At 66.2% G+C, this 19,344-nt stretch carries 17 protein-coding genes; 7 read left to right on the top strand and 10 right to left on the bottom strand.

Annotated features, from left to right (window positions below; translation table 11 throughout):
• Positions 1-71: 71 nt before the first annotated feature.
• Together ACGYK7_RS00255 and ACGYK7_RS00250 are read left to right on the top strand one after the other, a co-directional pair.
• A complete protein-coding gene (locus tag ACGYK7_RS00255) occupies positions 72-722 on the top strand; it encodes a DUF1007 family protein (protein ID WP_394397921.1) in 651 nt (216 codons plus the stop codon).
• Entirely contained in the window at positions 707-1,588 is an 882-nt protein-coding gene (locus ACGYK7_RS00250; RefSeq protein ID WP_394397919.1) for a nickel/cobalt transporter, read from the top strand. Before ACGYK7_RS00255 ends, ACGYK7_RS00250 begins: the two co-directional genes overlap by 16 nt.
• Here the strand turns inward: ACGYK7_RS00250 and ACGYK7_RS00245 are convergent.
• The 4 genes from ACGYK7_RS00245 to ACGYK7_RS00230 are packed head-to-tail and all read right to left on the bottom strand — an operon-like array spanning position 1,585 to position 8,280.
• Positions 1,585-3,627 carry a hypothetical protein gene (locus ACGYK7_RS00245; RefSeq protein ID WP_394397917.1) on the bottom strand — a complete coding sequence of 681 codons (2,043 nt, stop codon included), beginning with the start codon at positions 3,625-3,627 and terminating at the stop codon, positions 1,585-1,587. The two genes, ACGYK7_RS00250 and ACGYK7_RS00245, sit on opposite strands and share 4 nt — an antisense overlap.
• On the bottom strand, positions 3,624-6,392 hold the full coding sequence (locus ACGYK7_RS00240; protein ID WP_394397915.1) for a DUF4159 domain-containing protein: 2,769 nt from the start codon (positions 6,390-6,392) through the stop codon (positions 3,624-3,626). The genes ACGYK7_RS00245 and ACGYK7_RS00240 overlap by 4 nt, the downstream gene beginning before the upstream one ends.
• Complete coding sequence (locus tag ACGYK7_RS00235; protein WP_394397913.1) at positions 6,389-7,276, bottom strand: DUF58 domain-containing protein; 888 nt, start codon at positions 7,274-7,276, stop codon at positions 6,389-6,391. The genes ACGYK7_RS00240 and ACGYK7_RS00235 overlap by 4 nt, the downstream gene beginning before the upstream one ends.
• Entirely contained in the window at positions 7,273-8,280 is a 1,008-nt protein-coding gene (locus tag ACGYK7_RS00230) for an AAA family ATPase (RefSeq protein ID WP_394397911.1), read from the bottom strand. Before ACGYK7_RS00230 ends, ACGYK7_RS00235 begins: the two co-directional genes overlap by 4 nt.
• 70 nt (positions 8,281-8,350) lie before the next feature.
• Here ACGYK7_RS00230 and ACGYK7_RS00225 point away from each other — a divergent pair, with 70 nt between their 5' ends.
• Positions 8,351-8,926: a DUF1285 domain-containing protein gene (locus ACGYK7_RS00225; RefSeq protein WP_394397909.1), complete on the top strand. Its 576-nt coding sequence runs from the start codon at positions 8,351-8,353 to the stop codon at positions 8,924-8,926.
• 18 nt (positions 8,927-8,944) lie between these two features.
• Positions 8,945-9,709, top strand: coding sequence for a hydroxypyruvate isomerase family protein (locus ACGYK7_RS00220; RefSeq protein ID WP_394397907.1), 765 nt, complete (start codon positions 8,945-8,947; stop codon positions 9,707-9,709).
• Here ACGYK7_RS00220 and ACGYK7_RS00215 read toward each other — a convergent pair.
• The 4 genes from ACGYK7_RS00215 to ACGYK7_RS00200 all read right to left on the bottom strand — a co-directional run bounded on the left by ACGYK7_RS00215 (position 9,698) and on the right by ACGYK7_RS00200 (position 13,872).
• Positions 9,698-10,315, bottom strand: coding sequence for a glutathione S-transferase (locus ACGYK7_RS00215; protein ID WP_394397905.1), 618 nt, complete (start codon positions 10,313-10,315; stop codon positions 9,698-9,700). The genes ACGYK7_RS00220 and ACGYK7_RS00215 overlap by 12 nt on opposite strands.
• Positions 10,316-10,561: 246 nt before the next feature.
• Positions 10,562-10,771, bottom strand: a complete 210-nt coding sequence (locus ACGYK7_RS00210) for a YdeI/OmpD-associated family protein (protein WP_394397903.1) — start codon at positions 10,769-10,771, stop codon at positions 10,562-10,564.
• Positions 10,771-13,569 carry a DNA polymerase I gene (gene polA / locus ACGYK7_RS00205; protein WP_394397901.1) on the bottom strand — a complete coding sequence of 933 codons (2,799 nt, stop codon included), beginning with the start codon at positions 13,567-13,569 and terminating at the stop codon, positions 10,771-10,773. The genes ACGYK7_RS00210 and polA overlap by 1 nt, the downstream gene beginning before the upstream one ends.
• A 123-nt stretch (positions 13,570-13,692) precedes the next feature.
• Positions 13,693-13,872 (bottom strand): zinc-finger domain-containing protein, encoded by a 180-nt coding sequence (locus ACGYK7_RS00200; RefSeq protein ID WP_394397899.1) that lies wholly within the window; start codon positions 13,870-13,872, stop codon positions 13,693-13,695.
• Positions 13,873-14,040: 168 nt separating this feature from the next.
• Between ACGYK7_RS00200 and gpmI the strand changes: the two genes are divergently transcribed.
• The 3 genes from gpmI to ACGYK7_RS00185 are packed head-to-tail and all read left to right on the top strand — an operon-like array spanning position 14,041 to position 18,035.
• Positions 14,041-15,558, top strand: a complete 1,518-nt coding sequence (gpmI, locus tag ACGYK7_RS00195; protein WP_394397897.1) for a 2,3-bisphosphoglycerate-independent phosphoglycerate mutase — start codon at positions 14,041-14,043, stop codon at positions 15,556-15,558.
• On the top strand, positions 15,555-16,691 hold the full coding sequence (locus ACGYK7_RS00190) for a murein hydrolase activator EnvC family protein (protein ID WP_394397895.1): 1,137 nt from the start codon (positions 15,555-15,557) through the stop codon (positions 16,689-16,691). Before gpmI ends, ACGYK7_RS00190 begins: the two co-directional genes overlap by 4 nt.
• Positions 16,692-16,694: 3 nt before the next feature.
• The gene (locus tag ACGYK7_RS00185) at positions 16,695-18,035 is read left to right on the top strand and encodes a S41 family peptidase (protein ID WP_394397893.1); all 1,341 of its coding nucleotides are present in this window, start codon (positions 16,695-16,697) and stop codon (positions 18,033-18,035) included.
• Positions 18,036-18,119: 84 nt separating this feature from the next.
• Here ACGYK7_RS00185 and ACGYK7_RS00180 read toward each other — a convergent pair whose 3' ends face one another.
• The gene (locus ACGYK7_RS00180) at positions 18,120-18,494 is read right to left on the bottom strand and encodes a hypothetical protein (protein ID WP_394397891.1); all 375 of its coding nucleotides are present in this window, start codon (positions 18,492-18,494) and stop codon (positions 18,120-18,122) included.
• A gap of 9 nt (positions 18,495-18,503) precedes the next feature.
• The gene (locus ACGYK7_RS00175) at positions 18,504-19,277 is read right to left on the bottom strand and encodes a DUF6478 family protein (protein ID WP_394397889.1); all 774 of its coding nucleotides are present in this window, start codon (positions 19,275-19,277) and stop codon (positions 18,504-18,506) included.
• Positions 19,278-19,344: the final 67 nt, after the last annotated feature.

Raw genomic sequence — 19,344 nt, 5'->3', positions numbered from 1 at the left:
GCGCGCCTTCCCGCCTTGCGCCGCCCACCGGGCGATTGCCGCGCTTGGCGAAGGAGCGTAGACCTGGCGCCATGAAATACCCGCTCGTCACCGCCATTCTCCTCGCCTGCGCCACGCCGCTTGGCGCGCATCCGCATATCTTCGTCGATACCGGGTTCGAAGCTATCGTCGATGCCGAGGGGCGGTTGACCCATCTGCGGATCACATGGGCCTATGACGAATTCTACTCTCTCTTGGTGACCGAGGATCGCGGCCTCGATCCCGATTACGATGGCGTGCTGACGCAGGCGGAAGTCGCCTCTCTCAACGGGTTCGACATGCAGTGGATCGAAGGGTTCAACGGCGATACGGTCTTGCTGGAGGGGGGCGAAGAGATCGCGCTCTCGGGGCCGCAGGACGTGGAAACCCGCTTTGCCGAAGGGCGGATCATCACCAGCCATCTGCGCGCGGTCGAAGGCCCGGCACCGGCGGCGGATGGGCTGGTCATCAAACCCTATGACCCGACCTATTACACCGCCTATGAGGTGACCCAGAAAGTGACCATCCAAGGCAGTGACACCTGCCGCGCGCGGGTCAAGATGCCGGATATGAGCGCCGACCTGCGCGCCCTTCAGCAGGACTTGAGCGCGCTGGATGCCAATACCGACCCAAGCGATGTGGGCCTGCCGGAGATCGGCGAAGCCTTGGCCAATGAAGTGGTGATCACATGCGACGCATCATAGCGCTGGCAGCATTGGCGACCCTTCTGGCGCTGGCGGCGCTGTGGTGGTCGGGCGGGTTCAACGCCCTTGCCCATTGGGCCGCAGGGCAGCAGCGCGGGTTTCAAAACAGCATTGCCAGCGGGCTGCGCGCCACGCGGGGCGGCGATACGGCGGCGTTCTGGACGGTGCTTTTGGCGTCTTTTGCCTACGGCGTCGTCCATGCGGCGGGGCCGGGGCATGGCAAGATCGTGATCGGCGGCTACGGGCTGGCGCGGGCGGTGCCGGTGCTCCGGCTCTCGCTGATTGCGCTGGCGGCCTCCCTGGGCCAAGCGGTGACCGCCGTGGGTCTGGTCTATGCGGGGATCCTCCTCTTGGGTCTTGGCCGTGAAGCGCTCGTCGGCGTGACCGAAGACATCATGGCCCCGGCAAGCTATGGCGCGATCGCCCTCATCGGGCTTTGGCTGATCTGGCGCGGGCTGCGCCATGCGCGGCAGGACAGATCGGCGCGTTCCGACGAAATATGCAGCCATTGCGGCCATGCCCATGGGCCCAGTCTGGCGCAGGTTCAGCGCGCGGGCAGGCTGAGCGACGCGCTGCTCTTGATCGGGGGGATTGCCATACGGCCCTGCACCGGGGCGCTGTTCGTGCTGGTGATCACTTGGCATATGGGGATCGGCGGGGTCGGCATCTTGGGGGCCTTTGTCATGGCGCTCGGCACCGGCTTGATCACCATCGCCACCGGCTTGGCCGCGACGGGGCTGCGCGCCGGGGTCTTGGGCGGGCTGGCCGGATCGCCGAGGCTGGCCCAAGCCGCAGCGGTGGCCGAGCTGACGGCGGGGCTGGTCGTGGTGACACTGGCGGGCGGCTTGCTGCTGCGCGCGCTTTAGCGGCGGCCCTCGCGGAGCCATGCGGCAGTGATGAAGAGCGCCGAGAGCACGAGCACCAGCCACCCTGGCAGCAGCGGCGTTTGCCGCACATCGCGCGTTTCGTAAGCGCCGCGCGGGGTCAGCCCCAGCCAGCCGCGCCCGGCGGCGGGGCGGCCAAGGCGCACATCACGCAGGCGCGGCAGCCCATCCTCCACCCGTGCCACCCCACCGCGCAGGCTGTCGATCGCCGGACGCAGGGCCGCATCGCTGGCAATGGTCTCGACAAACTCGCGCGGGGCGGCGGGGCCGAGGCCGATGACGGTGACCTCATCGCCGTTCTCCAGCCGGTAGAGGCCGATCTCTTCGCCGGTATACTCCGCCTCGAACCGGCCCGGCCCGGCGGGGGTGAGGGGCAATTCGACGGTGCTGCCATCGGGGGCGGTGATCGTGACGGGGGGCACGGTTTCATCTAAGGTGCGTCGGGTGATGCGCATGGTCCGGCCTTGGGCGGTGGCCATCAGCGCCTCCTCCTCAAGCTCGGGTTCCTTCATCATCCAATGGGCCAGACGGCGCAGCAATTCCAACTGCGGGCCGCCGCCTTCATAGCCACGGTTCCACAGCCACGCATGGTCGGACGCGAGCAAGGCCACGCGCCCCTCATCCACCCGGTCCAGTACCAGAAGCGGGCGGTCGTCCGCGCCGGTCATCACCACGTCGCCGCTGTCAGCGTTCACGTCGATCTGGCGCAGCCAGCGGCCCCAATCGCCCCTGCCGGGCAGGTCTGAGGTGACGGGATGGCGCTGGCCGATGTCGGTGACGACCGGGGGGAAGGCTTCCTCCAAGACCCGCGCGGTGGGAGTGGCGGGCAGCACCGTGCCGAGCGGCGACCGGTAGAGGCTGTCGGCACTGGCGAAATCCGGCCCGGCGGCGACCAGCACCGCACCCCCCTTGCGCACATATTGCGCCACATTATCGAGGTAGAGCGCCGGCAAGATGCCGCGCCGTTGGTAGCGGTCAAAGATGATGAGATCGAAGTCGCCGATCTTTTCCATGAACAATTCGCGCGTCGGAAAGGCGATGAGCGACAGCTCGTTCACCGGCACCCCGTCCTGTTTGTCGGGCGGGCGCAGAATGGTGAAATGCACAAGATCGACCGCGCTGTCGGACTTCAGCAGGTTGCGCCACGTGCGCCCGCCGGGATGCGGCTCGCCTGAAACCAAGAGCACGCTGAGCCGGTCGCGCACGCCGTTCATCTGGATCAGCGCGGCATTGTTGCGGTCGGTCAACTCCCCTTCGGCTTCGGGCAGGGAGAAGCGGATCACGTTGCGCCCGCCGTGGGGCAGAGCCACGGGCAGTTCGAGGTCTTGGCCAATCGGCACGTTGAAACTCTGCGGTTCTTCCCCGTCGACAGAAATATCAAGCTGGGTCAGCCCGCCGCCCTCGGGCGCGGCCCCCAGATCGTCGATGCGCAGGGTCAGGGTCACCGGCTCTCCGATGATGGCAAAGGCCGGGGCGTTGCGCACGGTCAGGCGGCGGTCCCAGTCCTCGGCCCGGCCGGTTTGCAGCAGATGCAGCGGCGCGGGCAGGTCGAGCGGCAGATCGGCGTCATGCACCCGGCCATCGCTGAGCGCCAGAATGCCCGCGATCCGCGCGCGCGGCTCTTCGGCCAGCGCGTCTGCCAGCGTGGTCATCAGCCGGGTGCCGGCATCTTCGGCCCCATCGGGCACGGTGATCCGGCGCAGATCGGTATTGGGTCGCGCGGCGATGCGGGCAGTGAGCGCCTCTGCCGCCGCGTTGGTCTGGGCGGCACGGTCCGAAAGCCGCTGGCTGGCGCTTTCGTCTTCCAAAAGCAGCACGATGTCCGACAGCGGCGCGCGGTCTTCGGTCTGGTAGGATGGCCCGGCGAGCGCGGCCAGAACGACTGCCGCCGCCAAGCCCCTCAGAGCCCAGCCCGACAGGCCGCGCCACAGCGCCAGCAGCAGGCCAAGCCCGGCCAGCACCGCAAGGCCGATCAGCAGCGGCAGGGGGATCAGCGGGTCGAACAGCACGGTTCCGGTCATTGGCCCAACCTATCCAGCAGTGCAGGCACATGGACCTGATCGGATTTGTAGTTGCCGGTCAGCACATGCATGACAAGGTTCACGCCAAAGCGGTAGGCCAGTTCGCGCTGCCGCTCTCCGGCAAAGCCGCGCCCGATGGGCAAAAGCGGCGCGCCATCGCGGCGCACGGCCCAAGCGGCGGCCCAGTCATTGCCGCCGATCACCACCGGCGTCACCCCGTCGTTGAGGTTGCGAAAGGGCATCCCCTCGATGCGTTCCGCATCGGGCGGCGCGGCCTCCACCCAGACATCGCGGCTGCTGTAGCGGCCGGGGTAGTCTTGCAGCAGGTAGAAGGTGCGCGTCAGGACGTGATCGCCGGGCAGCGGCTCCAGCGGCGGAATGTCGAGCGGTGCGGCCAGTTCTTGCAGTTTGCGCCCATCCGGGCTGGCGGCACCGTAGCTCGCGATATCCGCGTCGCGCGTATCGAACAGGATCAGCCCGCCCGAGCGGAGGTAGTCGTTCAGCTTGCCATAGGCCTCGGACGAGGGCTGCGGTTGGTCTGGTGTCACCGGCCAATAGAGGATCGGAAAGAAGGCCAGTTCGTCCTGCTCAAGGTCAACGCCGGTGGGCAGGTCGGGCTCGACCGTGGTGCGGAAATAAAGCGTGTCCGACAGGCCGATCAGCCCGGCGCGGGCGATCTCGTCAACGTCGCTGTTGCCGGTGAGCACATGGGCCAGCGTCACCTCCGAGGCCGAGCGTATGGCAAAGCTTTCGGGGTCGGTCTCCTGCGCGTCGCCCATCTGGGGGGCGATGATCAGCCCCAAGGCCAGCGCCAAGCTGGCGGTGGAGCGGCGCAGCAGCAGCCCTGAGAGGGCGAGGGAGGCCAGCACATCGGCCATGAGCAGCAGGATAGCGAGGCTCAGAAGCGCCCCGGCGAGCGGTTGTTCCGGTGGCAGAGCAAGGCCGCGCAGCGGCACATCGGCGGGCCATGTGGCGGGGGTGAGGGCGGTCTCGGCAGTTAGCACATTGCGCGCAAGCCGCCGGTCTTCGGTGCCGTAGATGCCGGGCGGCAGGGCGGGCCCTGCAGGGGCCGAGATCAGGTCCGGCCCCGCAACGCCGGGCAGTGTGCCCGCGTCGGACAGACTGCCGAAACCGTCCATCACCCGCAGCGGGGTCCATGTGGTGCCCTCAAGGCTCTGGGCCTCGGGGGCGCTGGCACCCGATGACACGGCCAGCCGTTCCATCATCTGCACGAAAAGACCCGACAGAGGTAGGGTTGACCATTCCGCCGTGGCGGTGACGTGGAACAGCACGATCTGCCCCTGACCCACGGCTTTGCGCGTCACCAGCGGGGTGCCATCGCTAAGCGCGGCGATCACCCGGTCGGCCAAAGTGGGGTCGGGTTGCGCCACGACCTGGGCCGAAACGGTCACGTCATCGGGCACCGTCAGCCCAAAGAAAGGCGACCCGTTGCGGAAAGGGGCCAGCGCCTTGGGCTCGCCCCAAGACATCGCGCCGCCGACGCTGCGACCCCCGGCGCGCAGGCGCACGGGCATCAGCGGGTCTTCGTCGATGCGGCTGACATCGCTTGCCGCCACGCGCGGTCCGGCGAAACGGATGAGCATGCCGCCCGCGTCGATCCACTCTTGCAGCGGCTCGGCCTCGGCGGGGGCGAGGGTGGCCACATCCGCCAGCACGATCACATCGGGGTTGGCGGGCAGCACCTCGGTCAGGGTGCCGTCGATCAGATCGGCGCTCGGGGCCAGCGCCTGTTCGATGTAATGCAGCGGCGAGAGCAGTTGCAGCCCCTCCTGCGCCCCGCGCCCTCGGATCAGCGCGACTTCGCGGCGGCGCAGCCCGTCATCGACCAAGGTGCGCGCCCCGGCGGAGCGTTGCCCCGCGATGTCGAAAGAGGTGAGCCGCGCGCGCATCTCGGCAGGCAGCGAGAGGGAGGTGCTGGCCTCGGTCGCGCCCGCCGCGAATGTCGCGCTGGCGGTGGCGAGCACCCGGGCGTTGCCCGCCGGATCGCGGCCATGGGCCTGCACCACCACCGCGCGTTCCGGTCCGGGCGCGGCGCGGCGCAGGGTCAGGTCGATCGCGCCGTCTTGGTAGACTGCGGGGGCGATGCCGATGACATTGCCCGCGGGTTGATGCACCTCTACCGCGCCTTTGGATTGCAGCGCGGCAAGCAGGTCATCGCGGCCCGGATAATCCAACCCATCGCTGAACCACAGGGTATCGAAGGCAGGCAGGGTCGCCATGATCTCGGTCGCGCGGGTCAGTTCTGCCGGGGCCGGTTGCCATGGCGCGGGGGTGAACCCGGCCAGACGGCTGCGCCACGCATCGGCGGATTGGAAGGTCGGCACCTGCGGGTCGGTGAGGCTGAGGATACCCACCGTCCGCTCGGCCCGTCCGGCGCGGGTGAGTTGGGCGTCAACGGCGGCCATCTGCCGGTCCCAGCCGCTGGCCCCGGCCCATGAGCCATCGAGCAGGATCAGCAAGGGGCCGCTGCCCTGTTCCGTCTTTGCCTGCGGGTTCAGCACCGGCCCGGCAAGGCCGATGATGATCGCGGCCACGGCCAGCATTCGCAGCAAAAGCAACCACCACGGGGTGCGGTCGCTGGTGCTGTCGTCATCCGCCAACCCCAAGAGCAGCGCCACACCGGGAAAACGGCGGCGGACCGGGGCGGGCGGCACGGCCCGCAGGATCAGCCATAGGATCGGCAGCGCCAGCAGGGCCAGCAGAAGCCAAGGCGCGGTGAAACCGATGCCGCCGAAAACGCTCATGCCGCGCTCCCCTGTCGCGCGTCCAGCGCGCCATAGAGCCAGAGCAGCGCCGACTGCGCCGTGGCATCGGTGTGGTGCAGCCCGTAGCGCCAGCCGGTGCGGGCGCAGAGTTGCTGCAAGGCGTCTTTGCGCGCCGCCAGCCGGTCGAGGTAGCGGTCGCGCAGGTCGTTTGCCTTGAGCGTCTCATGTCGCAGACTGCCCCCGACGCTTTCGAAAACGGTGCGGCCCGCGAAGGGAAAAGCCTCCTCCGCCGGGTCCAGCAGGTGATAGAGCACGCCGCGCACGCCGCGGTCGGCGGCCTTGGCCAGCGCGGTCTGCACCGGGTCGAGATCGCCCATGAAATCCGAGATGAAGACCGCCCGCGCATGAGGGATCATGCCGCGATGTTCGGGCGGGGCGTAGTCTCGGCCATCCTCTTGGCAGAGCCATTCGGCCAGCCGCAGCACCTGCGGATTGCCGCGCCGTGGGGGCAGGGCGGTGCCGGTCAGGCCCACCCGCTCCCCCCCGCGCAGCAGCAAGATCGCCAGCGCAAGGCCCAAAAGGCGGGCGCGATCGGCCTTGTCGGGCAGCGCCTTGTCCGAGGCAAAGCGCATCGACGCCCCCTGATCGACCCAAAGCATGACGGACTGCGCGATCTGCCACTCGCGCTCGCGCACGAATTCCTGATCGCCACGGGCCGAACGGCGGTGGTCGACCATGCGGCGGCTGTCACCGATCTGCGCCGGACGGTATTGCCAAAAATCATCCCCCGTTCCCGCGCGGCGGCGGCCATGGGCGCCGGGCAGCACCGCACCGGCCAAATGCTCGGCCCGCGCCAGCAGGGCGGGCAGCCGGGCCGCTTCGCCCTCGGCGCTGGCTCTGAGGGACAGGGGGCTATGGGTCACGCGGCGGCCTTTTTCCCGATCAATTGACCGGCGGTGGCGTCGATCAGGCTTTGCAGGCTTTCGCCCCGCGCGCGGGCGGCAAAGTTCAGCGCCATCCGGTGGCTCAGCACCGGGCGGGCCATGGCCAGCACATCCTCGGCCGAAGGAGCCAGCCGCTCCTCCAGCAGCGCCCGGGCGCGCACGGTCAGCATCAGCGCTTGCGCGGCACGGGGGCCGGGGCCCCAAGCGACGCTGTCGCGCACGGCATGGGTCGCCTCAGGCTCATCGGGGCGGAAGGCGCGGACAAGGTCGAGGATCAGTTCCACCACGCTGTCGCCCACCGGCATCCGGCGCAGCAGGGTCTGGGCAGTGATCAGGTCTTCGGTGGTGAAGACCGGGCGCACGGTGCCCTCTCTGACACCGGTGGTGGCCAGCAGAATGTCCCGCTCTGTCGCGCGGTCGGGGTAGGCCACGTCGATCTGCACGAGGAAACGGTCAAGCTGCGCTTCGGGCAGGGGGTAGGTGCCTTCCTGCTCGATCGGGTTTTGCGTGGCGAGCACATGGAAAGGCTGCCCAAGCGCGCGGTCCTGCCCTGCGACGGTCACGGTCTTTTCCTGCATCGCCTGCAGCAGGGCGGATTGGGTGCGCGGACTGGCGCGGTTGATCTCATCGGCCATCAAAAGTTGGCAAAAGATCGGCCCTTCGACAAAGCGAAAGGCGCGGCTGCCGTCTGGCGCGGTGTCAAGCACTTCGGAGCCCAAGATGTCAGCGGGCATCAGATCGGGGGTGAATTGCACGCGGTTGCCATGCAGGCCCATAACCGTGCTCAACGTCTCAACCAGCCGCGTCTTGCCCAAGCCGGGCAGGCCGATCAGCAGGCCGTGCCCGCCGCAGAGCAGCGCCGTCAGCGCAAGGTCGACGACCTGCTCCTGCCCGACGAAACGCCCGGTGATCGACTGTTTCGCCGCGGCCAGCCTTTCGCTCAGCGCTTCGATTTGCGCGATCAGATCATCCGCTTCGGCCATGACATTTCTTTCCCCGGAGTTATATCTTTCAGGTGTAAGTGTATCGCGACCAAAGGGAATGGCAAAAGCAATGAGCGGACAAAATACCGTGACACCCACGGCAGACAGTTTGATCGAAGCCGCCAAGGCCGCAAAAGCGCGCGGAACCCCGCCGCTTGAGAAGTGGAACCCAGAATTTTGCGGCGATCTGGACATGCAGATCAAACGCGACGGGACGTGGCTCTACCAAGGCACGCCCATTGGCCGGATCGAAATGGTCAAATTGTTCGCATCGATTCTCTGGCGCGAGGGGGATGACTATTTCCTGAAAACCCCGGTGGAGAAAGTGGGCATCACCGTCGAAGACGCCCCCTTCGTCGCCGTGGATTTCGAGGCCGAGGGCGCGGGCGCGGCGCAGCAGTTGCGGTTTTTGACCAATCTGGGCGACGTGGCCGAGGCGGGGCCAGCCCATCCGATCCGCGTGGTCCGCGATGAAGAGACGGGCGAACCTGCGCCCTATGTGCTGGTGCGCCGCAATCTGGAGGCGCTGATCGACCGCAAGAGCTTTTACCGCTTGGTCGATCTGGGCCAGCACCGCGATGGCTGGTTTGGTGTCTGGTCGGGTGGGGAATTCTTTGGCATCATCCCTTCGGAAGACCTGCCGTAAGTTCACCGAAAGACCCGAATGCCGATCACCCCCGCCGCCAATCTGTCGCTGCTTTGGTCCGAACTGCCCTATCTGGACCGGTTCGACGCGGCGGCAGAGGCGGGGTTTGGCGCAGTCGAGGTCTTGTTTCCCTATGACATGCCCGCGAAAGAGACGCAGCGCGCCTTGCTGCGCAATGGGCTCACGCTCGCCCTGATCAACGCGCCGCCGCCGAATTATACGGGCGGTCTGCCCGGTTTCGCCGCCCTGCCGGGAGGGGAGGCGCGTTTCGCCCATGATATGCGCCGGGTCTGGCGCTATGTCGACGCGCTGCGGCCCCGGATGGTGCATGTCATGGCCGGGGAGGCCGAAGGGCCAGCGGCGGCAAAGGCTTTCGTGGCAAACCTGCGCCATGCCGCGGCAGAGGCGCCGCCGGGGGTCACCCTGATGATCGAGCCGCTCTGCCCGCAAGCCAAACCGGGATATTTCTTGAATGGCTACGCGCAGGCGGCGGATCTGCTGGCGGCGGTGGATGCGCCCAATGTGGCGCTGCAATTCGACAGTTTTCACGCGCAGATGATCCATGGCGATGCCGTGGCGGTTTTCCAAGAGTATCGCCCCCTGATCCGCCATGTGCAGCTAGGTGATGCGCCAGAGCGCGCCGCGCCCGGCAGCGGTGATGTCGATTTCGACGGGCTCTTTGCCGCGCTGCGGGCGGGCTATGACGGTTTCGTCAGCGGGGAGTATAGTCCGGGCGGCCCGACAGAGCAGACCTTGGGGTGGGTGACTGCTTTAGGGGAATGACACCGGCGTATCGCCGGGCTGCCACTGGGGGTATTTATCCATCACGCTTTCGAAGCGGGGCGAGGCCAGAAACCGGTCGAGCCAGCCGCGCAGGGCGGGCCAATCCTGTGCGTCGAACCAAGCGCGGTCGATAAAGGCGAACTGCCGGACGAAGGGCAGGATCGCGTAATCCGCCAGCGTGGGGCGGTCGAAAATCCAATCGTCCAGTTGCGCATCGAGGGCGCGGAGGAAGGTTGCCGCCTTGGCGCGTTGCTCTTCGGGGTCCACCTCGGGATAGCGGGTGGCGTATTTGGTGCGGTCCAGCGCGTCTTTGAACGGGCCGTCGGCGCGGGCGATCCAGTCGTGCCCCTCGGGCGGCATGTCGCGCCAACCTTCGGGATCGTTCAGCGCCAGCGCCCATTTCATGATGTCGAGGCTTTCGTCGATGGGGCCGGTTTTGGTGACGAGGCAGGGCACGGTGGCACTGGGCGAGGCATCGAGGAAGGCCTGCGGTTTGTCCCGCAGCACGACTTCGCGCAGGCGGACGGGGGTTTGCGCGGCAGCAATGGCGAGGCGGGCGCGCATGGCGTAGGGGCAGCGGCGGAAGGAGTATAGGATCGGGGTCATGCTAGATGATCTAGCGCAAGGGGGACGGGTGTACAAAGGGCCATCGCCTGACCGCGGGTGGGCGATCTGACATGGCCTCGTGCCACTTTATGGCTTAACCATGATGTGCGTCCGCAAGCTCGGGCCCAGCCTCACCAAATCGCCTACCCGGGGGGCGGGCAGGCGATGGCCCGGCGCCTGCGGCTTGATTCCGGGCCCGGGTGGCCTGTCTCACCGACCCGCGGGCAGGCGCTGGCCCTCAACCCATCACTGAAACGGCGTCGGCGGCAGTCCCTTCCCAGCAAAGCGCGCCACGTCATCCACCCGCTTTGACCGCGCCGCCGTGGTCCGCGCCGCGTCGATCCACGCCAGCGCGTCGGCCTTGAGGGTTGGGCTATAGGCGGCCCAGCCCGCCTGTGCCCCGGTCTCTTCCAGCGCCTGTGCGAGATCGTCGGGCAGGTGCAATTCGCTGCTCATCAATGCGCCTCGGCCCAATTGGCACCCACACCGGCATCGACGATCAGCTTCACGTCGAGCTTCACCACCGGATCATTGGCATTCTCCATCACCTCGCGCGCGGCGGCGATCAGCGCGTCTTCGGCGCCCTTTTCGACCTCGAAGAGCAGTTCATCGTGCACCTGCAACAGCATGGTCGCGGGCAGATCGGCGATGGCCTCGGGCATCCGCACCATGGCGCGGCGGATCACATCTGCGGCGGTGCCTTGGATCGGCGCGTTGATCGCGGCGCGGGCGGCAAACCCGGCCTGCGGACCCTTGGCGCCGATGTTGGGCGTGTTGATCTTGCGGCCAAAGAGCGTTTGCACGTAGCCATGCTCTTTCGCAAAAGCCTTGGTGTCGTCCATATAGGTCCGGATGCCGGGGAAACGCTCGAAATAGCGGTCGATGAAACCCTGCGCCTCGGCCCGGGGGATGCGTAGGTTGCGGGCAAGGCCGAAGCCCGAGATGCCGTAGATCACGCCGAAGTTGATCGCCTTGGCGTTGCGGCGAATCTCAGGGGTCATCTGATCCATCGGCACGTCGAACATCTCCGACGCGGTCATGGCGTGGATGTCGTCGCCGCGGTGAAACGCCTCCTTCAGCGCGTCGATCTGGGCGATATGCGCAAGGATGCGCAGCTCGATCTGGCTGTAGTCCAGCGCCACCAGCACCTTGCCCTCGGGGGCGACGAAAGCCTCGCGGATGCGGCGGCCCTCCTCAGAGCGGATCGGGATGTTCTGCAGGTTCGGATCGGTCGAAGCCAGCCGCCCGGTTGCCGCCCCGGCGATGGAATAGCAGGTGTGCACGCGGCCCGTTTCGGCGTTCACATGGTCTTGCAGCGCGTCGGTATAGGTCGATTTCAGCTTCGACAACTGCCGCCAGTCCAGCACCCGACGGGCGAGGTCATGTTCGGTCGCCAGATCCTCAAGCACATCCGCGCCGGTGGAATATTTCCCGGTCTTGCCTTTCTTGCCGCCCGGCAGCCCCATCTTGCCAAAGAGGATTTCGCCAAGCTGAGCGGGTGAGCCGACGTTGAAACTCTCGCCCGCCAACTCGTGAATATCCGCCTCCAGCCCGGCCATCTTCTGGGCAAAGGCGTTGGACATGCGGCTGAGCGTATCGCGGTCGACCTCGATGCCCGCCCGCTCCATCTGCGCCAGCACGGGCACCAGCGGGCGCTCCAGCGTTTCGTAGACCTTGGTGACCTCGGCGCGGTGCAGCTGCGGTTTGAAAAGCTGCCAAAGGCGCAGGGTGACATCGGCATCCTCGGCGGCATAGGCGACGGCATCGGACAGCGGCACCTTGTCGAAGGTCACTGCGGATTTGCCGCTGCCCAAAAGCGGCTTGATCGGCATCGGTGTGTGACCGAGATAGCGCTCGGAAAGCGTGTCCATCCCATGCCCGTGCAGGCCCGCGTGCATCGCGTAGGACATCAGCATGGTGTCGTCGATGGGTGTAACCGCGATGCCCAGTTGGGCGAAAATCTTGCTGTCGTATTTCATGTTCTGCCCGATCTTGAGGATCGCGGGATCCTCCAGCATCGGGGTCAGCAGTTGCAGCGCCTCTTCGACCGGCATCTGACCGGGGGCCAGCCCCTCTCCGCCGAAGAGGTCATCGTCGCGGCTGGCTTTATGGGTCAGCGGAATGTAGCAGGCCTGCCCGGGCTCCACGGCCAGCGAAACGCCGACCAGTTCCGCAGTCATCTCATTGAGGCCGGTGGTCTCGGTGTCTACCGCGACATAGCCCCGCTCGTAAATTCGGTTGAGCCAGACGCGCAGCGCTTCGGCGTCGCTGACCTGTTCGTACTGGCTGTGGTCAAAGGCCACCTCGGCCACCTTTGGCGCATCGGCCACGGCGGGGGCGGGCGCGTCGGGGATGGCGGGGGCCTCGCGGCCCAGCACCTCGGCCACGCGTTTCGACAGGGTGCGGAACTCCATCTCGGACAAGAAGCCCAGCAGGCGGTCCGCATCGGGGTCGCGCACTTCGAGATCGTCGATGGTGAAGTCGAGCGGCGTGTTTTCATCCAGCAGGACAAGATTGCGGCTCAGGCGGATTTGCTCGGCGTGGTCGATCAGGGTCTGGCGGCGCTTGGGCTGTTTGATCTCGCCCGCCCGCTCAAGCAGCGCATCCAGATCGCCGTATTCGTTGATCAAAAGCGCGGCTGTCTTGATCCCGATGCCGGGCGCGCCGGGCACGTTGTCGACCGAATCGCCCGCCAGCGCTTGCACGTCGACCACGCGTTCGGGGTAGACGCCGAACTTCTCGAACACCCCATCGCGGTCGATGGTCTTGTTCTTCATCGCGTCGAGCATTTCCACCCCGTCGCCTACAAGCTGCATCAGGTCCTTGTCGGAGCTGATGATGGTGCAGCGCCCCCCGGCGGCGCGGGCCTGCACGGCGAGGGTGGCGATGATGTCATCGGCCTCATAGCCCTCAAGCTCTTTGCAGGCGATGTTGAAGGCTTCGGTCGCGGTGCGGGTCAGCGGGATCTGCGGGCGCAGGTCTTCGGGCATCGCATCGCGGTTGGCCTTGTACTGGTCGTACATGTCGTTGCGGAAGGTGTGGCTGCCCTTGTCAAAGATCACGGCGACGTGGGTGGGCGCGTTGGGGCCGGTGTTGCCCTCGACATAGCGGTGCAGCATGTTGCAGAACCCGGCGACCGCGCCGATGGGCAGGCCATCGGATTTGCGCGTCAGCGGCGGCAGGGCGTGATAGGCGCGAAAAATGAAGGCAGAGCCGTCGATCAGATGCAGGTGGTGGCCTTTGCCGAATGTCATAGGAATGCTCCGCTGGATTGGCGACCCTTTTGCCACGAAGCATGGCCCACGGCCAGACGCCATTGCGCCGCGCGGGCAGGTTCGTGCCGTCGGTTCAGATGTTCAGATGGGGGCCGGAAAGGTTCAGACTTTGCCTTCGAAATCCGCGTGGACGAATTTGCAGTCGCAATAGCCGCATTCGACCCAGCCGCGCTCCTGGGGGATTTGCAGCCAGACGCGCGGGTGGCCAAGCGCGCCTTCGCTGCCGTCGCAGGCCACGCGCCAAGTGTTCACGATGCGGGTTTCGGGCGCTTGCAGGGTCATGGAGTTGGTCCTCGGCTCAGGCGAAAGTTGCCACTCGTTATGACCAAAGCGGGCGCGCGGGGCAAGGGCTCAGCGCGGGAATGGAAGGCTTGTGCACAAAGTGGTTCAAGTGCCAGCCCACAAGGGGTAAAAGGCGCTGAACAGCCACCAAGCCGGAGCAGCAGTCTGATGAGCGCCCCCAAACCTGTCGTATTGTGCATCCTTGACGGTTGGGGCCTGAGCGAGGTGCGGGAAGGCAACGCGCCCTTGCTGGCCAAGACGCCGAATTTCGACCGGATCATGCAGGCAGGGCCAAAGGCGCAGTTGATCACCCATGGCCCCGATGTGGGGCTGCCGCGCGGGCAGATGGGCAATTCCGAGGTTGGCCACACCAATATCGGCGCGGGCCGGGTGGTGGCGATGGATCTGGGGCAGATCGATCTGGCCATCGAAGAGGGCAGCTTTGCCGAGAATGAGCGCCTGCAAGATTTCATCGCCAAGCTCAAGGAAACCGGGGGCACGGCGCATCTGATGGGCGTCGTCTCGGACGGGGGGGTGCATGGGCATCTCAGCCATATGATCGCCGCCGCCCGCGCGCTGGATGCGGCGGGGCTGCCGGTGGTGATCCATGCGGTGACCGATGGGCGCGACGTGGCGCCCTCCTCTGCCCTTGGCTTTTTCGAGACGCTGGAGGCGGCGCTGCCCGAGGCCGTGAAGATCGTCACCGTGACGGGGCGCTATTTCGCGATGGACCGCGACACCCGTTGGGACCGGGTCGGCAAGGCTTCGGCGGCGATCCTGCATGGCGAAGGGGAGGGGTTTCCCGATCCTCGCGCGGCGGTTGAGGCGGCCTATGGGCGGGGCGAGACGGATGAATTCATCACCGCCAGCGTGATCGAGGGCTACGCGGGGGCGGCATCCGGCGACGGGCTCTTCTGCCTCAACTTCCGCGCCGACCGCGCGCGGGAGATCATGGCGGCCTTGGGCGACCCGGGCTTTGACGCCTATGACACCGGCCCGCGCCCCGATTGGGCAGCGCTGATGGGCATGGCGGAATATTCCAAAGACCACGCCGCCTATATGACCACGATGTATCCCAAGCCGGACATCAAGAACACGCTTGGCAATTGGGTGGCGCAGCAGGGTCTGCGACAGTTCCGGCTGGCCGAGACCGAGAAATATCCCCATGTGACTTTCTTCCTCAATGGCGGGGTTGAGACCCCGGCCACGGGGGAGGACCGCAACATGCCCAAATCGCCGAACGTGGCAACCTATGATCTGCAGCCCGAGATGTCCTCTGCCGAGGTGACGGACCAGTTCGTACAGGCGATCGAGGCGGGCTATGACCTGATCGTGGTGAACTACGCCAATCCCGATATGGTCGGCCATACCGGCGATCTGGAGGCGGCGATTGCAGCCTGTGAGGCGGTGGATGCGGGGCTGGGCCGGGTGCTCAAGGCGCTGGAGGCCGCAGGCGGCGCGATGATCGTCACGGCGGATCACGGCAATTGCGAGATGATGATCGACCCCGAGACCGGCGGCGCACATACGGCCCATACGCTAAACCCCGTGCCGGTGGTGGCGGTGGGCGCGCCCGAAGGGGCGGCGCTGCGCGATGGGCGGCTGGCCGATCTGGCGCCCACGGTGCTCGATCTGATGGGCCTGCCGCAGCCCGAAGAAATGACCGGGAAAAGCCTGCTTTCATGAAACATCTTGCCGCGGCTGTCCTTTTTGCCTGTCTGCCCCTGATGGCACAGGCGCAGGCCGATGAGGCCGCCGCGGAAGCACGCGCGGCCGCAACCGCCCTGGAGGCCGCATCGGCGCGGTTGGATCAAGCCGATGGTGCGCGCGACCGGGTCAAGGCGCTGACCGAGACGATTCAGGCCTTCGAGGCGGGGCTCGCGGCGATGCGGGCCGGGCTGCGGCAGGCCGCGATCCACGAGGCGCAGCTCAGCCGCAAGCTTCAGGCGCGCGAGGGCGAGGTGGCGCAATTCTTGGGCGTCTTGCAAAGCATCGGCGGTGACCCGTCGCCCGTGGTGCTGCTGCACCCCGACGGCCCGATGGGCACTGCGCGTGCCGGGATGTTGCTGGCTGAATTGACGCCTGCGCTCAACGCCCGCGCCGATGCGCTGCGGCAGGACTATGAGGACATCAAGACCTTACGCGCGTTGCAAACCGACGCGGCGCAGCGCCTGCAAGACGGGCTGACCGAGCTTCAGGCCGCGCGCGCCGCGCTCAATCAGGCGATGGCCAACCGCACCGATCTGCCGATGCGCTTTACCGAAGACCCGGTGCGCACCGCGATCCTCATCGCCTCGACCGAGACGTTGGATGGTTTTGCCAGCGGCCTGTCCGAGATCACCACCGGCGCGGTTGAGCCTGCGCCGGTGAACCTCGATGGGCAGGTGGGTGAGCTGCCCTTGCCCGCGCAGGGGCTTGTGATCCGCAAGGCCGGAGAGACGGATTCGGCGGGTGTGACACGGCCCGGGATGATCCTTGCCACCCGCCCGCGCGCCATCGTGACCAGCCCTTCGGCAGCGACGATCCGCTATGTTGGGCCGCTGCTCGATCTGGGCAATGTCGTGATCCTTGAGCCGCAGGTCGACACGCTTTTCGTGCTGGCGGGGCTCGATGTGGTTTACGGTCAGGCCGGGCAGGTGATTGCCGGTGGCACGCCCATCGGGTTGATGGGCGGGCCGGAAAGCGGCACAACATCTCAGATGTCACCAAATGGTGAAGCCACTGGCACTGACCGGACGGAAACGCTCTATATAGAAGTCAGGCAAGACAACACACCTCAGGATCCGGCAGACTGGTTCCGCACCGACAAGGATGGATAGCAGATGAAGAAATTCGTGATGGCAGCCGTTGCAGGCACGGTGGCGGGAGTGGTCGCCACCACTCAGATCGCCGGGCCGCTGCTGGCGCAAGAGGCCGAGAAGACGACCAATGTTTACGAACAACTTGATCTTTTCGGTGATATTTTCGAACGCATCCGCGCCCAATATGTCGAAGATGTCGATCCCGGCGACCTGATCGAAGCCGCGATCAACGGCATGCTCACCTCGCTTGATCCGCATTCGTCCTATCTGTCGCCGAAAGACGCCGAGAAGATGCGCGAACAGACGCGCGGTGAGTTTGGCGGTCTTGGCATCGAAGTCACCCAAGAGGAGGGTTTTGTCAAAGTCGTCTCGCCCATCGACGGCACGCCTGCCGCCGAAGCGGGGATCGAAGCGGGGGATTTCATCACCCATGTCGATGGTGAAAGCCTGCTGGGGCTTGGCCTCGATGACGCGGTCGAGATGATGCGCGGGCCGGTGGGGTCCGAGATCCTGATCACCGTGGTGCGGGAAGGGGAGCCTGAGCCCTTTGATGTCTCCATCGTGCGCGACACGATCCAATTGACCGCCGTGCGGGCCCGCACTGTGGGCGATACCGCCGTGCTGCGCCTGACCACCTTCAATGAGCAGACCTATCCGAAGATGAAGGAAGGGCTTGAGCAGCAGATCGAAGAGGCGGGCGGCATCGAGAACCTTAACGGCATCGTCATCGACATGCGCAACAACCCCGGTGGTCTGCTCAACCAGGCGATTGCCGTGTCGGATGCCTTTCTTGAGGAGGGCGAGATCGTCAGCACCCGGGGCCGTGACATCGAAGACGGTGACCGGGTGAACGCCACGCCGGGGGATCTGGCGATGGGCAAGCCGATCGTCGTGCTGATCAACGGCGGCTCTGCCTCGGCTTCCGAGATTGTCGCGGGCGCTTTGCAGGACCACCGCCGGGCCATCGTCATCGGCACCAAGAGCTTCGGCAAAGGCTCGGTTCAGACCGTCATGCCGCTGCGCGGGGAAGGGGCCATGCGCCTGACCACGGCGCGTTACTACACGCCCTCGGGCCGGTCGATCCAAGCGCTTGGCGTATCGCCCGATATCGTCGTGGCCCAGCCCCCGGCGACACCCGAGACCGAGGAAGACGATGACGCATTGTCGGCACGCCCCCTCCGCTCCGAAGCCGATCTGCGGGGCCGGCTGAACAATGACAGCCTGACCGACGATCAGATCAAACAGATCGAAGATGACCGCGAAAAGGCCCGCAAGGCGGCAGAGCTGCGCGAAGAGGATTACCAACTGGCCTATGCCATCGACATCCTCAAAGGGCTGTCGGCTCTGGGTCCGAACGAGTGATGTCTTTCACATAAATGCACAAAGCCCCGCTGGAGACAGCGGGGCTTTGTGTTCGGGCGCGGTGCCTGCGGGGCGGCGTTTCGCTTATTTCGTCTCGCGGCAATGCCGCCGAAAGGCGCGTTTCAGCAAATCGAGTTCGGCGCGCAGCAGGTCCATTTCGGCCCGTATGTCATCGCCAAGCGCTTCATCCGCGATCAGGGTCACATGACCCAAATGCGCCCCGCTGGCCGTTTCGGCGATGACGAGGGTCTGCACCCCATCGGCAATCGCCTCTGCCGGGACGGGGAAGGAAAGATGCCAGCGCCCTTCGGACCCTTCGGCCTCTAACGTGATATCCGTCACCTCCTTGCCCTCATGGGTCACGCTGATCTGCGGCGTCTCTGCGCCCTCTTCGGCGGTCAGCACGCCCTGCCAGACGCCTTGGCGCAGCACGGTTTTGGTCAGGTCATATCGGCTCATCACGGGGTCCTAGATCTGGGCGCGGGGGGAGCGGGAAAAAGTGAGGTCGCGCAGCACGACTTGGTTCATTTCCGGCCCTTCAAAGATCAGGTCGATCCATGCCGCCTCGATCCGCTTTTCGTTGAGCTTGCTATAGGCCAGATCGAATTCGACGCTGATCTGTTCCTGACCGACGGGCAGTTCGCGGACGATCTGTTCTGTGTTCGGCCCGTGGCGGATGTTGAGCCGGGCAAAGATCTCCAACGGGTGCTCAAATTGCACGATCGTATCCATGCGGATCAGGTGACGGCGTTTCAATCCGGTGGTGGCCTCGGGCGGCAGATCGACCACCAGCGACAGGAATGACCCGTCGAATTTGAACACGTCGAGTTGCAGGCCAAAGGGGGCCAGATCGGTCTCGCGCAGGTTACGCAACTGGCGCAGGGTCAGTTCCGACTGCGCGCAATCGTGGAACAGGGTCACCTCTTCGCCCAGTTTGGATTTGGTCGCGACCGAGGACAGCCCCGGCGTGGCAAGCGGGCCACGCCACAACTCGGGCCGCCATGCCCAATCGGCGTTATGTGGTTTCGGGAACCCGCTGGCCTCGATGGCGGGCAGGGCAAGGCGGTCTTCGGCGCGGTGGATCAGTTGGTTCAGTTCAGCGCGCAGCAGTCGGGCGCGGCTGCGTTGGCGGCGTAGGGTGGCGAGGTCAGCCGTGGCCGCTGTGCGGGCCGCAACCGCCCAGCGTTGCAGCGCGCGGGCAAAGAGCTTGCCGTCAAGATATCCGCGGCGGAAGTTGACCATGGAGCTGCGCCTTTCGTTTGCCGGCAGTCTATGCAAGGCGGGGAGTTCGTTCAAATGAATAGCCCCC

Origin of the sequence: Sulfitobacter sp. 1A15299, assembly GCF_043556915.1 — a bacterium.
GTDB lineage: Bacteria > Pseudomonadota > Alphaproteobacteria > Rhodobacterales > Rhodobacteraceae > Sulfitobacter.
The sequence above is the reverse complement of the archived record's forward strand: the minus strand, read 5'-3'. Positions and strand labels throughout refer to the sequence as shown.

Coding starts and splice junctions, on each gene's coding strand:
- ACGYK7_RS00255 (WP_394397921.1), top strand. CDS start 72: ATGAAATACCCGCTCGTCACCGCCATTCTCCTCGCCTGCGCCACGCCG.
- ACGYK7_RS00250 (WP_394397919.1), top strand. CDS start 707: ATGCGACGCATCATAGCGCTGGCAGCATTGGCGACCCTTCTGGCGCTG.
- ACGYK7_RS00245 (WP_394397917.1), bottom strand. CDS start 3,627: ATGACCGGAACCGTGCTGTTCGACCCGCTGATCCCCCTGCCGCTGCTG.
- ACGYK7_RS00240 (WP_394397915.1), bottom strand. CDS start 6,392: ATGAGCGTTTTCGGCGGCATCGGTTTCACCGCGCCTTGGCTTCTGCTG.
- ACGYK7_RS00230 (WP_394397911.1), bottom strand. CDS start 8,280: ATGGCCGAAGCGGATGATCTGATCGCGCAAATCGAAGCGCTGAGCGAA.
- ACGYK7_RS00225 (WP_394397909.1), top strand. CDS start 8,351: ATGAGCGGACAAAATACCGTGACACCCACGGCAGACAGTTTGATCGAA.
- ACGYK7_RS00220 (WP_394397907.1), top strand. CDS start 8,945: ATGCCGATCACCCCCGCCGCCAATCTGTCGCTGCTTTGGTCCGAACTG.
- ACGYK7_RS00215 (WP_394397905.1), bottom strand. CDS start 10,315: ATGACCCCGATCCTATACTCCTTCCGCCGCTGCCCCTACGCCATGCGC.
- ACGYK7_RS00210 (WP_394397903.1), bottom strand. CDS start 10,771: ATGAGCAGCGAATTGCACCTGCCCGACGATCTCGCACAGGCGCTGGAA.
- polA (WP_394397901.1), bottom strand. CDS start 13,569: ATGACATTCGGCAAAGGCCACCACCTGCATCTGATCGACGGCTCTGCC.
- ACGYK7_RS00200 (WP_394397899.1), bottom strand. CDS start 13,872: ATGACCCTGCAAGCGCCCGAAACCCGCATCGTGAACACTTGGCGCGTG.
- gpmI (WP_394397897.1), top strand. CDS start 14,041: ATGAGCGCCCCCAAACCTGTCGTATTGTGCATCCTTGACGGTTGGGGC.
- ACGYK7_RS00190 (WP_394397895.1), top strand. CDS start 15,555: ATGAAACATCTTGCCGCGGCTGTCCTTTTTGCCTGTCTGCCCCTGATG.
- ACGYK7_RS00185 (WP_394397893.1), top strand. CDS start 16,695: ATGAAGAAATTCGTGATGGCAGCCGTTGCAGGCACGGTGGCGGGAGTG.
- ACGYK7_RS00180 (WP_394397891.1), bottom strand. CDS start 18,494: ATGAGCCGATATGACCTGACCAAAACCGTGCTGCGCCAAGGCGTCTGG.
- ACGYK7_RS00175 (WP_394397889.1), bottom strand. CDS start 19,277: ATGGTCAACTTCCGCCGCGGATATCTTGACGGCAAGCTCTTTGCCCGC.